Here is a 15,456-nt window from a genome sequence, read left to right on the forward strand (position 1 = left end):
ATCATCAAAACTAACCTTTGCTTTAATGGCCTCAACTTCATTAAAATTTAATTCATATAACATAAATAAACCCTCCTAAAATTAAGCTCTCACTATTCATATATGCATTAAGAGGAGAGAGTTCCGACTCTTTTTTATGTTTTTTAAAAGAAATCAGCAAATTTATTCAGTTTTATATTATTTTTAAATTTAATTGTAAACAAAGAAAAACAAACATTAAGTATCTATTTTATTAGTTTGTTTTTACATATATTAATAGTATAGTAAATTTATTTACATATAAAGAAAACATTTACAATAGAAATGATAATTGTTAAAATTAATTATATAAAAATATAATTAAAGGGGTTAGGCTTATGAAAGAATCAAGAGAAATAGGAGTTCTAAGGTTAATAGGTTATTATATATTGTCAATTATTATAGCATCAATAACTGTAAGAGTATTAGAGAGCGTATTAGATTGTAAATTAGAAAGTAGAATTATAGTTATAACGATTCAACTTCTTACAATAACATTTATATTATGTTATGAAAGAGTAAGTAAAGAAAAATTTAAAAGTAATATAAAAGAAATAAAAGAAAAAAATACGATAAAAGAAATAGCAATTCTTTTAATCTTTTTATATATCTTTTCTTTGGCTTCAATATATATACTTGCTGCAATATTTTATAAAATTAGTCCTCAGCAATTAACTAACTTAATAAATAAACAAAATTTTAAAATAGACACAACAACGCAATTATTTATTGTATCAATCTATACTGTAATAATAGGACCTATATTTGAAGAATTAGTTTTTAGAAAAATTATATTTAGAAGGTTTTCTAAAAACATTGGAATATTATTAGCAGCAACTATATCATCTATAATATTCGGTATGCTTCACGGTAATTTAAGTGTAATTCATGCTACAGTTTTTGGATTTATAATTTGCATACTATATGAAAAGTATAACAATATATTAGTTCCCATATTATTGCATAGTCTTAATAACTTAGTACCAGCGTGTATGAGAACTTTAGGTTTTTATAAAGGAACATTATGTATGCCTGTAAATGTAGATTTAAAAAATGATTTAGTTTTAAGTGTAATAGCTTTTATTATAAGTTCAATATTTTTAGGAATGTATGTATATAAAAATAAAGAATATTTAAAGGACAAAAGTATAGTAGTAGAAAAAGTTGCTTAGAAAATATATAAAATTGGAGGAATTTATGGAGTTAAAATTAGTAAAAGTAAATATTAATTTAAAAGAAGAATATTATGATTTTATTAGAGAATGGAAAAAGACAAATGAAAAAATTGTACCAATGGCTGTAGATTTAAAAGATATGGATTATAGTCAGTGGTTAAATAATACATTAAAATTTGAGGATAAAGAAACTTGTCCTAAAGGATTAGTAACAGCAAAAACTTATTTTCTAATCAATGAGGAAAATAGGATAATAGGTGCAATAAATATAAGATGTGAATTAAATGATTATCTATTAAATTATGGTGGTCATATAGGATATGGAATAAGACCAAGTGAAAGAAGAAAAGGATATGCAAAAGAAATGCTAAAATTAGGTCTTGAAAAAGCAAAGGAATTAAATCTGAGAAAGGTCCTAATAACCTGCGATAAGGATAATATAGGTTCAGCTAAAACTATAATAAGTAACGGTGGAATTTTAGAGAATGAAGTAAAAACAGAAGATGGTATAACTCAAAGGTATTGGATTGATTTATAGTATAGAAAACTATAGGGTTCCAAGTTGACTTTTAAAATTATTCATTCCAAAACTTGGATACCCAAAATAGTGAGACATGCTCTGAATCGCTTAGAATTCAACACTACATTTTGTATGAAAATATTTTAAAGTTATTGAATAAATTTAAATTTGAGCTTGTTTCCCTATATATGTGCAAGTTTTAATAGTTTTAAGTATTTTAAAAAGCTTACAGAAGCTAAAATTGCGGAAAAGTATAGCATAGATGAAATTAAGATTATTAGGTACCACGGAACGCAATATATGTGATGCAATAGTCCAAAGAATGAGAGGCTCAAAGATAAATTGGTTTATTAGTGGTGTTGATAATTTAGCTAAGATTTTATTTGTAGTATTTATAGATAGACTTTCAAACAGGTCTATCTTATTTTTATGCAATAAATATCAAATAAAAATAAGATAGAAGAATACTTTTAAAATGGTTGAAAGCTAATGGGTGTGTTGAATATTACAAAAATGTAACGTTAATGAAAAGCAAATCAATATGATAAAAACATAGCAAAATATATAATATAGATAAGCTTTGATGAAGGCATTAAAAAAGTACAACATAAGAAGTATAAAAGTAAATTGAAAAAGTTAATGCTGAAAAATTTTTGTAAATGAATGTATTTTAGGATAAAAATAAATTAGTAAAATGAAAGGGAGAAGGGACGAGATGAAAAATATACTAAGTGTAGAAAAAATAGAAAAATATTATGGAAATAAGGGAAATATAACTAAGGCTTTAGATAACATTAGTTTAAAAGTTTATGAGGGGGAATTTGTTGGTATAATGGGACCTTCAGGAAGCGGTAAGACAACTCTTTTAAATTGTATTTCAACTATAGATAATGTTACTGCAGGGAAAATAATAATTAATGATAGTGATATTACAAGACTAAAATCAAAAGCACTAGATGAGTTTAGACAAAATGAGTTAGGATTTATATTTCAGGATTTTAATTTATTAGATACATTAACAGCTTATGAAAATATAGCATTAGCATTAACCATTAAAGAAGAAAAAACATCAGAAATAGATAAAAAGGTTAAAGAGGTTGCTAAGTATTTAGAGATTGAAGAAATATTGGGTAAATACCCTTATCAAATGTCAGGAGGTCAAAAACAAAGAGTTGCATCAGCAAGGGCAATAGTAACAAATCCATCATTAGTATTGGCAGATGAGCCAACAGGAGCGCTAGATTCTAAATCTTCAAGATTATTATTAGAACGATTTGAAAGTTTAAATAAAGAATTAAATGCAACTATTTTAATGGTAACACATGATGCTTTTACAGCAAGTTATGCTCATAAAATTTTGTTTATTAAAGATGGTAAAATATTTACTGAGTTAGTTAGGGGGAAGGATTCAAGAAAAGAGTTTTTTAATAGAATAATTGAGGTAATAACTCTAATTGGGGGTGATGACAGCAATGTATTCTAAAATGGCTTTAAAAAATGTTAAGAAAAGTTTTAAGGACTATACAATATACTTTTTAACTTTAACATTGTCAGTTTGTATATTTTACAGTTTTAATTCAATAGGAGCACAAAAAGCATTACAAGAGGTTTCTTCAAGTGGAAAAGAATTTGCAGACACAATAACTGCAATTATATCATATATATCAGTTTTTGTGTCTTTTATATTGGGAGGATTAATTATTTATGCAAATAACTTTCTTATAAAAAAGAGAAATAAAGAACTTGGAATATATATGACATTAGGTATGGGGAAAAACAAAATTTCAAGAATATTAATATTAGAAACATTAATAGTTGGAGGTATGAGTCTTATAAGTGGACTATTATTAGGTATTATAGTATCACAAGGACTTTCTGTATTAATATCTAAAATGTTTTATGTTTCAATGAGTGATTATAGATTTGTAATATCATTTTCAGCTATTTATAAAAGCATAATATATTTTGGTGTAATGTTTTTACTTGTAATGATATTTAACACTATAGTAATTTCAAAATATAAAATAATAGATCTTTTAACAGTGGGAAGAAAAACACAAGACATAAAGGTTAAAAATCCTTTAATATTTTTATATACTTTTATTATCTCAATTATATCTATTGTCATTGCTTATAAATTTGTTTTATCAGTTGGAATGAATATAGATGACCCAAAGTTTAGCATATCTATAATTTTGGGTATTATTGGAACTATTTTGTTTTTCTTTAGTTTAGCAGGTGCTATTTTATTTATAGTAAAGAGAAGTGAAAAAGTATATTTTAAAAAATTAAATATTTTTATAGTTAAACAAATAAATAGTAAAATAAATACTAATTTTATTTCTATGTCTGTGATATGTTTAATGCTTTTTTTAACAGTTTCCATTTTATCTACAGGCATTAGTTTTAAAAATTCAATAGAAACAAGTTTAGAGGATTCAACACCATATGACGTAAGCATGCATGGTTATGGTGATGATGAACATTTAACTACAATTTTAAGTTTTTTGGAAAAAATGGATTTTAAAATAGATGAAAAATCTAAGTATGTAGAATTCAACCGATATGGAAAAGGATTATATGTAAGAGACTTACTTCCGTTATATGGAGTGAAGATAGTATCTGGTGCAGATGTAGAATTTATTAAAATTTCTGATTATAATAAACTAAGAGAACTTAGCGGCGAAGAAACTGTTACGTTAGAAAATAATGAAGTTTTAGCGCTTTCCAACTCTCAAAAGGTTATTCCAGTATTAAATAAATTTATAAAAGATGGAGAAAAAATTAAATTTGATAGTAATGAGTATTCTATAAAAAACAAAACAGCTATAGAAGAAAATTTAGAAACATATTATACGGATTTTAGTAAAAAAAATTTCTTAACTATAGTTACTAATGATAGCATTTTGGAAAATTCAGAAATTATGTTTAAAACTCTCAATATAAATTACCAGGGTAGCGATAGTAAAAATGAAGATGATAGATATAAAAAGCTTTATGAAAAGAGATATAGCAGAGATTTAATGAGTATGGATTCAGAGAAAGATGATTTAGGTCTTGTTATTATAAATACAAAGACAGCTGTTTATGATAATAATAAAAGCGTAACAACTATTATTTTATTTGTGGGAATGTATATAGGAGTAGTTTTCCTAATTAGTAGTATGGCTGTTTTAGCACTTCAACAGTTATCGGAAGCAAGTGATAGTATTCAAAGGTATGATGCTATTAAAAAATTAGGTGCAAGTAAAAAAGATATAAATAAAACTATATTTATTCAAACATTAGTTTACTTTACTTTGCCTGTTATTTTAGCAGTAATTCATTCTATTGTTGGAATAAGAGTAGCAACTGAATTTTTAACTATGTATAATAGACCCAATATAGGAGGTTCGGCATTAGTAACAGCAGGAATATTCTTAGTGATTTACAGTGGTTACTTCTATGCAACTTACACTGGGTATAAAAATATAGTAAAAATGGGGCTGTAGCATATGCTACAGCTTTTTTATTAAATAGGAATTTGAACTTTTAAATTAAAAAAACTATTTTATCAACTTAATGTGCTAACCTATATAAAGCATTGAAAAAGGAATAATTTGTGTTAATATAATTATGGAAATAGGAGGAGGATTTATGTTGAAAATTACAATTATAGAAGATGATGATGTTATAAGAGAAGAGCTTAAAAGTTTTTTAGAGAATTATGGATATAAGGTAAAGACACCTACAGATTTTAAGAATATATTAAATTTCTTAGAGAATGATGAAAGTGATTTAATACTTTTAGATATTAATCTCCCAGTTTATGATGGGTATTATATTTGTAGAGAAATTAGAAAAAAATCCGAAGTACCGATAATTATAGTAACAAGTAGAGATAGTGATATGGATGAATTAATGAGTATGAACTTAGGTGCAGATGATTTTGTAACTAAACCATATAACACACAAATTCTTTTAGCTAGAATTTCAGTATTATTAAAGAGAAGCAATAGAAATATGAATCCAAAGTCTATTTTAACCTATAAAGATTTTGAAATTAATTTAGCTAATGCAACTATAAAATATATGGGAAAAGAAATAGAACTTACTAAAAATGAAGTTAAGATAATGTCTTATTTAATAGAAAATAAAGGTTCAATAGTTTCTAGAGAGAGACTTATGGAATATCTTTGGAATTCTGATTATTTTGTAGATGATAGTACGCTATCTGTTAATGTAACTAGGTTACGTAAAAAACTAGATAATATAGGGATAAAAAATGCAATAGAAACAAGAAGAGGACTAGGTTATATAATGCCATGAAAATAAGAGAGTATATTAAAGATAAGGGAGTATTTTTGACTATTAACTTGATTATATTTTTAGTTATAACGGTAAGTATGATATTTTATGGCATTGGTTTTGTGCTCATATTTATATTAGGGTGCATTTGGTTTTTACCATTGCTAAGCTATATGATTATAGATTATATAAAATTTAAAAGATACTTTGCAAACATAGAAAGTATTTTAGAGAATCTAGATAAAAAATTTTTATTTCCAGAATTATTAGAGAAAGAGAGTTTTTGTATAGGGGAAAAATTTAATGAAGTTTTAAAAGAAATAAGTAGAGGAATGTATGAACACCTAAAGTATTATAAGGATATGCAGATAGATTATAGAGAATATATAGAAATGTGGGTTCATGAAATAAAAACACCTATAGCATCAACTAAACTATTAATAGAAAATAATAATAGCAATGAAGCTATTAAGAAAATAGATAATCAAATTAATAAAGTAGAAAGCTTTGTAGAACAAGTTTTATATTATTCTAGAAGTGATGATGTTGAAAAAGATTATATAATAAAAGAGATTAAATTAAATGAAATTGTGAGAAACGTAATAAAGAGAAATTCTAAGGATTTTATAAATAAAAAAATAAAATTACAATTAGAAGATATTTGTGAAACGGTCTATTGTGATCCAAAGTGGATTGAATTTATTTTGAACCAAGTAATAGTAAATTCTATAAAGTATTCAAAAAATCAGGAAGCTTCAATAAGAGTTAAATCAATAGAAATGTATAATTCAATTATACTAATAATTGAAGATAATGGTGTTGGAATAGAAGAAAGAGATATAGATAGAGTATTTGAAAAAGGATTTACAGGGGAAAATGGAAGGAATTTTGGAAATAGTACTGGACTTGGGTTATATTTATGTAAAAAGATGTGCGGTAGATTAGGCATAGGTATAGAGATTAAATCTAAGGTAGATAAAGGTACAAAAGTAAATATAATATTTCCTGAATACAAATTGATAGCAGAGTGTAAAAAAAGTAAGTATTAAATATATTAATAAAATTTAAAGTTAGGTCTTAAAAAGGCTTAGAAATTAAATCTAATAAAGGTCCTAATACCTTGCAATAAATAGAAAATGGGTTCAGTTAAAACAATATTAAGTAATAGTCAATGGTTGAGTTTTATAAAATGAGGTAGCAATTATGAAGAAAAAAGTATTTATAATAATTTCAGTAGCAATAATTTTAATTTATTTATTCTATCCAGACACTATAGTGTCTAAAATTGATTTAGAAAAATTATCTCAGACAGATAATTTTAAGCTAGAATTTATTCATAGAAATAATATATTAGAGGGTGGAGATGTAACAGTTATATATAATAAAAGTGACATTAATAAACTTATAGATTTAATATCTAATTATAAATGTATTCGAGATGTAGTGTTTACTAAAAATTTACATAAAGTAGAAACTTATAATATTGTTTTTAGAATTAATGATGAAATTGTAGGTTCCATGTATTTTAGTGAAAGTTATGTATATTTAAATATAGAGGATTCAATAATAAAAAGAAAAAGATATATTATGCTTGATTATATAGACTTTAAACGTTTAAATGAATTCGTGGAATCGGTGAAATAAGTAAATTTAAGTAGGAAAAGTTCTATATCATCATAAAAAAGGTCATAATTAATTTTATGGCCTTTTTATAACAATAAAATAATGAAAAAATATGATAAATTGATTATGAATTTAATATTAGATATTGCTTTTATAAGTTTGGTAGGAAAAATATATAGGTTAAATTTTGAATTTATATTACCATAAGTTAAAATATAATTATATTGTTTAAAAAATTATTATTATTAGATGTAATTACAATTAAAAAATAATTGAAAAAATTGTTAAACTTACAATTAGTAAAGAGGTGGTAGCAATTTGAAAAATAATTTTATTGATAAAAGAGAATTAATAGTGTTTTTAGTAACACAGGATTTATAGTTAGATTATGAGGTAGTTGTCAAAAAAATTATCAGAAGAAAATCAGAAAAAACAAGAAAAATGGTATACACATTTCAAAAAAGACAAATATAAAGCACTATGGGACTTAGGGGTTAATGAAAAAGAAGACTGGATGTCACCTACTATAACTGTTCTGTTTATATTTACACTTTCAACACAATCAGATATTGAATTTGTCAGGGAAGAGGCTAACTTAACTTTGTCAGAATATGAAGTTGAAGATATTAAGAAAATATTCCATTTTCAATTGGAATGGAATTTATTAATAATCATTGGATTGAATTTGTTTGGTCGAAAATTAATGAAGTATATAAAAGAAATATCTAATTACAATGGAACAGTTAAAGAGTTTTTATTAGAACGAAATACTAATATAAATAAACTACCATTAAGCTTATACTCTTAAAACTTATCAAATCAAAACCATTCTTAAAATGGATTTAATAATATTATGTAAAATAGTATTCAAAATTGAAATTGTGTTATAATAATAAAAAATAGGAATAGTTCAAATTTAAAGGCGATGATTATTATAAAAAATGATAATTATTATAGAGCATTTCAGTTAATAGACATGTATTAACAGTAGGGGAAATTTAGGATGGAAATAAAGTAAAAGGATTTATTTGAAAAGAATATTGATATAGATATTAACGGTGTTATTAAAATAGGACAAGTTGATGATGAAAATATAAAACAAGAACTAGAGGAGTATGTGGTTACTAATGAACTAAGAGGACATATAGATGAATTTTTTGAAGCATATAAAGAAGGGGTAATAAGTAATATAGATAATATGGGTGTTTGGCTTCAAGGTTTTTTTGGTAGTGGTAAATCACACCTTTTAAAAATATTATCTTATCTAGAAGTTTTTGAAACTTTAGATGTATATGATTTTAAAGAAAAAATTGAGAAAAATATAATTGAAGAGTTTGATAACCTTTATAATAGAGTTGAAAGTGCAAACAGTTTTGCTATACTTTCCTCAATGTCAGACCTTTCAGAAAAGGTTAAGTAAAGTGGATTAAGGAAATAATAACAACAACTAAGTCACCATCATATAAGGTAGATCCTGTACCAGAGGTTGTCATTAAAACTAAAATGTTAAGTATGAGAGAGTTTGTAAAAGGACAAAAAACTATAAAGAATAATGAGGATATAGATGCTGTTGTGGAAAGTTTAAGAAGAAAGTTAAAGGAAGAATTAGAGAAAGATACTATCATAAGTTTGATTTTAAATAAAAAATTCTAGGAGCGATTAAGATGAATGGAATATTAGATAAATATGATGAATCAATTAATTTAACTTATAATTACACATATAGGATGCTTACACATTTAAAAAATATAAGAGATAACTATAGAAATTTGGAAAATGCAGATGAGATAACATTAGAAGTGTATAGGGATTCTATAATAAAAAAATATGAAACTTTAGAGGATTTAACGTGGAAGTTGCTATCTAAAATTTTTAAGGCTGATGGGCTTGAAATAAATAGTCCAAGAGGTTGCTATAAACATGCTTTCAAAGAGGGATTAATAGAAGATATGATTGTTTGGAATGATATATTACTTGCAAGAAATTCAACTGCTCATATATATGATGAAAGTGATTATGAAGCAATAAAAAATGACATAATAGAGAAATATATAGGAGCTATAGAAAACCTTTTAAATAAAATATCAATGGAGAAGTTATAATATGTATGGTATAGAAGAAAAAGTATATAAAAAGTTAACTTCATATTTTGAAAACAATAAATATATAAAAAAAATTGTGTTATTTGGGTCAAGAGCAAAGGGCACATATAATTATAATTCTGATATAGACCTTGGAATTTTATGTGATAAAAAGTATAAAGGTACTATAGCACAGGATTTAGATGAAATTGTAGGAGTATATTCTCTAGATATTGTTTTTTTAGATAGTATGAATGAAGAAATAAAATTACAAATAGAGAGAGATGGAATAGAAATTTATAAAAATCTATGATAAGTAAAGTAGGGATTAAAGTAGATGAAAGTAAGATAAAATCATTTGCAGTTTGGGCAAGAAGAAACTTAATTGTAGCAGTTAGGGAAAAGGCAAATAGAATAGATACAGATTATATTTATCTAGTTTGGAAGGATTATAAGACTAGGAAAAGATATATAGTTAGAGAATTATCTAAAAATGGCAAGTATGAATTTAAATATAGAATTGAAAATGGGTTTTAACCACTTATAGCATTTCCAAATATAAATGAAGTATATGAAAGTTATGATATATTTCCTGTTTTTTTAGTAGATTACCAGATAAGAGAAGAAAAAATGTAAAAGAAATATCTCCTAAATCAATATTAGTATCAGTTGGTCAAACAACTGTTGTAAATCTTTTTTATAATATGTCTCAAAGAAAAATTGGACTTGTAAGCATGTGGGATACTGTAGCTTTTGATGAAGTGGCAGGAATAACATTTAAAGATAAAGATGGTATTCAAATAATGAAAGATTATATGGCTTCTGGTTCATTTGCGAGAGGTAAAGAAGAGAAGGCAGCCTCTGCATCTATGGTGTTTGTGGGAAATACCAAAACTTGGATGCCTAAAATAGTGAGACATGCTTTGAATCATTTAGAATTTAACACTACATTTTATATAAAAATATTTTAAAGTTATTGAATAAATTTAAACTGGAGCTTGTTTTCCTATAATATAGAAAGGTCATAATTAATTTTATGGCCTTTTAGTGTTATAAAATAATAATTTTGTGAAAAAATTCTTATTTTGTGATAAAAGCAGAAATTCTATTTGTTTACAGAGATTATTTAGCTTGGTATTATTATACTATATATTAAAGTTAAGGTAGGTTTTATTATGGCTATAAAGGGGATTACTGACATAGAACATTTTCCTATAAATGAAAAATCAATTGAAATGAAAGAGAGAAGTAATGCTATTACAGGAGATAAAAATTATCTTTATTATAGATTAAAAGAAAGTTTTAAAAATGCTAAAGACATTGATATAATTGTTTCTTTTTTAATGGAGTCAGGAGTAAAGATTATTTTAAATGATTTGAAGGAAGCCTTAGATAGAGGTGTTAAAATAAGAATTTTAACGGGAAATTATTTAAATATAACTCAACCATCAGCATTATGTCTTTTAAAAGATGTATTAAAGGATAAAATTGATCTTAGATTTTATAATGAAAAACATAGATCTTTTCATCCCAAGGCATATATGTTTCATAATGACTTAGATAGTGAAATTTATATTGGTTCTTCTAATATTTCAAAAGGGGCATTGACATCTTCTATTGAGTGGAATTATAGGTTTGTAAAATCAGAGCATTGTAAAGATTATGAGGATTTTTCTAATACTTTTGAGGATTTGTTTAAAAATCATGCAATTATTGTTGATGATGAGGTCTTAGAAAATTATTCTAAAAATTGGTCTAGACCTAATGTATACAAGGATTTTGAAAAAATAAAAGAAAATGAAAAAATTTTAAATATAATTGAACCTAAGGAAGCTCAAATTGAGACTCTTTATAGTTTGAAAAGGAGCAGGGAAGAAGGATTTGACAAAGGTTTAGTTATAGCAGCTACAGGCATTGGAAAAACTTATTTAGCTGCATTTGACTCAAAAAACTATAAGAAAGTTTTATTTGTTGCTCATAGAGAGGAAATAATAAAACAGGCTAAAGAAAGCTTTATGAGAGTTAGAAAAAGTGATGATATGGGCTTTTTTTATGGTGATGATAAATCAATGAATAATAGTGTGGTTTTTGCATTAGTTCAGAGTTTAGGAAAAAAAGAATATCTAAATGGTGAATATTTTGATAAGGAATACTTCGATTACATAATTATAGACGAATTTCATCACGCAATATCAAATAATTATAAAAATATTATAGATTATTTTACACCAAAGTTTATGTTAGGATTAACAGCAACTCCAGAAAGACTTGATTCTAAAGATGTTTTTGCACTTTGTGATTATAATATGGTTTATGAAGTAAGACTTAAAGATGCAATAAATAAGGGGTGGCTTGTACCCTTTAGATACTATGGAATATATGATGACACTGTGGATTATTCTATGATAGAATTTAAAAATGGTAAGTATAATGACAAATATTTAGAAGAATCTTTAATGATTAATAGAAGAAGTGAGCTTATTTTAAAAAATTATTTAAAATATAATTCTAAAAGTGCGATGGGATTTTGTAGTAGTAAAAGTCATGCTCAATATATGGCAGATTACTTTACTCAAGAAAAAGTTCCATCATTAGCAGTTTATAGTGGTTGTAAAGTTGATAGAGAAGATGCTCTTAGTAAATTGAGAATTGGAGAAATTAAAGTTATATTTTCAGTAGACATGTTTAATGAGGGATTGGATGTTCCATCTATTGATATGGTTATGTTCTTAAGACCGACACAATCTCCAACAGTATTTCTTCAGCAGTTGGGAAGAGGATTAAGAAAACATGGGGATAAAAAATATTTAAATGTGTTAGATTTCATTGGAAATTATAAAAAAGCAGAGTTAATTCCATTTTTATTATCAGGCAAAGATAGAGAAGATTTAAAAAGTGGAGCTAAAAATCCTATGACTTATAGTTATCCAGAGGATTGTTTTGTAGATTTTGATTTTAGAGTTATAGACATTTTTAAAACTATGGCTGAAAAAGAAATGTCAATTTCTCAAAAAGTAAAAGAAGAGTTTTATAGAATAAAAGAAGAAATTCAGCATACTCCAAGTAGAATAGAATTTTTTTTGAATATGGATAGTGCTATTTATGATAATATAAGAACTAAATCTAAAATAAATCCATTTAATAAATATTTGGAGTTTTTATATGAAAATGATGAACTTACAGAAAGTGAGATAAGTCTTTATAATACAAGAAGTAAAGAATTTATTAATATGATAGAAACAACATCAATGAGTAAATCATATAAGATGCCAATATTTTTAGCTTTTTACAACAATGGTAATGTAAAAATGAAGATAGATAAAGATGATATATATGAGAGTTTTAAAGCTTTTTATGAAAAAGGAAGTAATAAAGTAGATATGCTAAAAGACAAAAATACATCAGATTTTGAAAGCTGGGATAAGAAAAGATATATAAAGCTTGCAAAGGATAATCCTATAAAAGCATTACTTAAGACACATAATGATTTCTTTAAAAAGGATGACGAAGCAGAGTTGGCTTTTTATAATGAAATGAATGAGTTTATAAAAGACGAAAATTTTAAAAAGCATTTTAAAGATGCAATAGACTTAAGAGTTTTAAGATATTATGAAGATAGGCATAATAAGAAATAGATTCTTCTTAAAGGAGATGTTAAAATATGAATTTGATTATAAGACAAGAAAATGAAAAAGATTATAAGTCATCTGAAAGTGTTGTAAAAAAAGCTTTTGAAAATGAAGAGTATAGTGATAAAAGTGAACATAACCTAGTTAGTAGGTTAAGAAAAAGTGATTTATTTGTGCCAGAGCTTTCTTTAGTAGCAGAAGTTGATAAGGAAATTGTAGGCCATATTATGTTTACAAAATTAATTATTAAAAGTGGTGAAGATACATATAGTTCATTGGCATTAGCGCCAGTTTCAATTTTACCTGAATATCAGAATAAAGGTATTGGTAGTAAATTAATAATTGAAGGTTTGAAAATTGCAAAAGAAATAGGATTTAAATCGGTGATTGTTCTTGGACATGATAAATATTATCCGAGATTTGGATTTAAATCTGCAAGTGTGTGGGGAATAAAGGCGCCCTTTGATGTTCCAGATGAGGCTTTTATGGCAGTAGAGCTTGAAGATGGAAGTCTTGAAAAAATTTCAGGGACAGTAGCTTATAGTAAAGAATTTTTTAGTTAAGATAAATAATTTTAAACATTGATTTTGAACTTATGTTTAAAAATAAAAAGGAGTATATAATAATGAAAAAATATGATAAATTAGTTAGAGATTTAATACCAGAAGTAATAAAAAAAGATGGTAAAGAATGTGATGTATATATCTGTGAGAAAGCAGAATTTACAAAAAGACTAGAAGATAAATTACAAGAGGAAGTAAATGAATATCTAGAAGAAAAAAATTTAGAAGAGTTAGCAGATGTGATGGAAGTATTGTTTGGTTTAGCAGAGAACCTTGGATACTCAGAAAAGGAACTTTTAAAGAAAAGAGAAGAGAAATTAAAAGACCGTGGAGGTTTTAAAAAAGGCATTGTGTTACAAGGTGTTAAATAATCAGTGAAATTTTAAGTAATATAATTGTATTTTGAAATAGCATATCTAAGTAAGATATGTTATTTTCATATGTGTAATTTATTTTTAATGAATAACACAGGAATAAGATAATATGAGAAATAATTCTATGATGATAGTATTATGCAATTGAAAACTGTAGTTCACATAAAAAATATTAAAATTTTTAAAAACTACTTATAGTGTTAAATCGTAAAATTACAATTAAAAGACACTTGTATTATAGGGTAAATTAATAGTTAGATGACTAACAATCTGAATAAGTAATAGTTGGTGAATAAATAGGAAAAAATTGCTATACTCTTCGTAGAATTGTTATAAATATATAATAATCAAGGGGGAATTTATTATGAATTTAAGAAAAAGAAAGCTAATAGCAATTTTAGCCACAGTTATTGTAGGGACAAGTGTTTTAATGGGGTGTTCCAATAAGACAAAAGAAGCTACAACTACTAATGTTGAAGGTAAAGAAAAACTTGTAGTTGGAGTATCTACAGAATATTTTCCATGGTGCTTTAAAGAAAATGATACATCGAAGGGATTCGAAGTTGATGTTTGGAATGAAATAGGTAAAAGAACTGGGTATGAAATAGAATTTCAGACTGCTAAGTTTAGCGGACTTATGGGTATGTTAGATGCTGGAAAAGTTGATACTGTTGCACATCAAATGTCTACTACAGAGGAGAGAAAAGCAAAGTATGATTTTTCAGATACATATGCATATAGTAAGTATAAATTTATAGTTCCAAAAGACGGTAGCATAACTAAGATGGAGCAGTTAAAGGGTAAAAAAGTAGGTTGTGTATTAGGGGGAAATGGAGAAAAAACATTAAATGAAATAAACGAAAAGGAAAATTTACAATTAGAGATTATAACTTTTGATGGAGTGCCAATGGAAAAAGACGTAGAGAATGGAAGACTTGATGCAGCATGGTTATCAGAAGTTAAAGCAAAAACAACTATAGAACAAGGTAATTTAAATTTAAAAATATCAGATATAGATACTGGAGTTTATGAAATAAATCAATATCCTTTTAGAAAAGAAGAAAAAAATAAAGAAATTATAGAAAAAGTTAATGAAGCGATAAATAAGATGCATGAAGATGGAACACTTACAGAAACATCTGAGAAATGGTTTAGGTTAGACACTACTAAAGAAAGCAACTAAGGT

At 25.5% G+C, this 15,456-nt stretch carries 17 protein-coding genes and 2 pseudogenes; all 19 read left to right on the forward strand.

Annotated elements, in window-relative coordinates:
• Positions 1–356 precede the first annotated feature (356 nt).
• The 19 genes and pseudogenes from ACYUE0_RS12090 (at position 357) to ACYUE0_RS12180 (ending at position 15,453) form a co-directional block, all read left to right on the forward strand.
• A complete protein-coding gene (locus tag ACYUE0_RS12090; RefSeq protein WP_460270754.1) occupies positions 357–1,190 on the forward strand; it encodes a lysostaphin resistance A-like protein in 834 nt (277 codons plus the stop codon).
• A gap of 25 nt (positions 1,191–1,215) precedes the next feature.
• On the forward strand, positions 1,216–1,731 hold the full coding sequence (locus ACYUE0_RS12095) for a GNAT family N-acetyltransferase (RefSeq protein WP_460270755.1): 516 nt from the start codon (positions 1,216–1,218) through the stop codon (positions 1,729–1,731).
• Between the two features lie 244 nt (positions 1,732–1,975).
• Positions 1,976–2,173 (forward strand): hypothetical protein, encoded by a 198-nt coding sequence (locus ACYUE0_RS12100; protein ID WP_460270756.1) that lies wholly within the window; start codon positions 1,976–1,978, stop codon positions 2,171–2,173.
• Between the two features lie 255 nt (positions 2,174–2,428).
• Positions 2,429–3,196, forward strand: a complete 768-nt coding sequence (locus tag ACYUE0_RS12105) for an ABC transporter ATP-binding protein (protein WP_460270758.1) — start codon at positions 2,429–2,431, stop codon at positions 3,194–3,196.
• Positions 3,186–5,204 (forward strand): FtsX-like permease family protein, encoded by a 2,019-nt coding sequence (locus ACYUE0_RS12110; RefSeq protein ID WP_460270760.1) that lies wholly within the window; start codon positions 3,186–3,188, stop codon positions 5,202–5,204. Before ACYUE0_RS12105 ends, ACYUE0_RS12110 begins: the two co-directional genes overlap by 11 nt.
• Positions 5,205–5,349: 145 nt before the next feature.
• Positions 5,350–6,021, forward strand: a complete 672-nt coding sequence (locus ACYUE0_RS12115) for a response regulator transcription factor (protein ID WP_460270761.1) — start codon at positions 5,350–5,352, stop codon at positions 6,019–6,021.
• A complete protein-coding gene (locus ACYUE0_RS12120) occupies positions 6,018–7,049 on the forward strand; it encodes an ATP-binding protein (RefSeq protein ID WP_460270763.1) in 1,032 nt (343 codons plus the stop codon). Before ACYUE0_RS12115 ends, ACYUE0_RS12120 begins: the two co-directional genes overlap by 4 nt.
• Positions 7,050–7,203: 154 nt before the next feature.
• A complete protein-coding gene (locus tag ACYUE0_RS12125; protein WP_460270765.1) occupies positions 7,204–7,644 on the forward strand; it encodes a hypothetical protein in 441 nt (146 codons plus the stop codon).
• A 376-nt stretch (positions 7,645–8,020) separates the two neighbouring features.
• Complete coding sequence (locus ACYUE0_RS12130; protein WP_460270767.1) at positions 8,021–8,431, forward strand: hypothetical protein; 411 nt, start codon at positions 8,021–8,023, stop codon at positions 8,429–8,431.
• Between the two features lie 231 nt (positions 8,432–8,662).
• A pseudogene (locus tag ACYUE0_RS12135) lies at positions 8,663–8,890 on the forward strand (DUF6079 family protein); the annotation flags it as partial.
• Between the two features lie 236 nt (positions 8,891–9,126).
• Positions 9,127–9,276, forward strand: coding sequence for a hypothetical protein (locus ACYUE0_RS12140; RefSeq protein WP_460270768.1), 150 nt, complete (start codon positions 9,127–9,129; stop codon positions 9,274–9,276).
• A gap of 11 nt (positions 9,277–9,287) precedes the next feature.
• Positions 9,288–9,725: an HI0074 family nucleotidyltransferase substrate-binding subunit gene (locus ACYUE0_RS12145; RefSeq protein ID WP_460270770.1), complete on the forward strand. Its 438-nt coding sequence runs from the start codon at positions 9,288–9,290 to the stop codon at positions 9,723–9,725.
• Between the two features lies 1 nt (position 9,726).
• The gene (locus tag ACYUE0_RS12150) at positions 9,727–10,017 is read left to right on the forward strand and encodes a nucleotidyltransferase domain-containing protein (protein ID WP_061997002.1); all 291 of its coding nucleotides are present in this window, start codon (positions 9,727–9,729) and stop codon (positions 10,015–10,017) included.
• Positions 10,014–10,241 carry a hypothetical protein gene (locus tag ACYUE0_RS12155; RefSeq protein ID WP_460270771.1) on the forward strand — a complete coding sequence of 76 codons (228 nt, stop codon included), beginning with the start codon at positions 10,014–10,016 and terminating at the stop codon, positions 10,239–10,241. Before ACYUE0_RS12150 ends, ACYUE0_RS12155 begins: the two co-directional genes overlap by 4 nt.
• Positions 10,242–10,339: 98 nt before the next feature.
• Positions 10,340–10,675: pseudogene (locus ACYUE0_RS12160) on the forward strand (BREX system Lon protease-like protein BrxL); the annotation flags it as partial.
• A gap of 204 nt (positions 10,676–10,879) precedes the next feature.
• Positions 10,880–13,339 (forward strand): DEAD/DEAH box helicase family protein, encoded by a 2,460-nt coding sequence (locus ACYUE0_RS12165; protein ID WP_460270772.1) that lies wholly within the window; start codon positions 10,880–10,882, stop codon positions 13,337–13,339.
• A gap of 26 nt (positions 13,340–13,365) precedes the next feature.
• A complete protein-coding gene (locus ACYUE0_RS12170) occupies positions 13,366–13,896 on the forward strand; it encodes a GNAT family N-acetyltransferase (RefSeq protein ID WP_460270773.1) in 531 nt (176 codons plus the stop codon).
• A gap of 62 nt (positions 13,897–13,958) precedes the next feature.
• Positions 13,959–14,267 carry a phosphoribosyl-ATP pyrophosphohydrolase gene (locus ACYUE0_RS12175; protein WP_460270775.1) on the forward strand — a complete coding sequence of 103 codons (309 nt, stop codon included), beginning with the start codon at positions 13,959–13,961 and terminating at the stop codon, positions 14,265–14,267.
• A 367-nt stretch (positions 14,268–14,634) separates the two neighbouring features.
• On the forward strand, positions 14,635–15,453 hold the full coding sequence (locus tag ACYUE0_RS12180; RefSeq protein WP_199870283.1) for a transporter substrate-binding domain-containing protein: 819 nt from the start codon (positions 14,635–14,637) through the stop codon (positions 15,451–15,453).
• The last annotated feature ends 3 nt before the right edge of the window (positions 15,454–15,456 follow it).

The sequence above is a fragment of the Clostridium sp. CTA-19 genome (assembly GCF_054767855.1).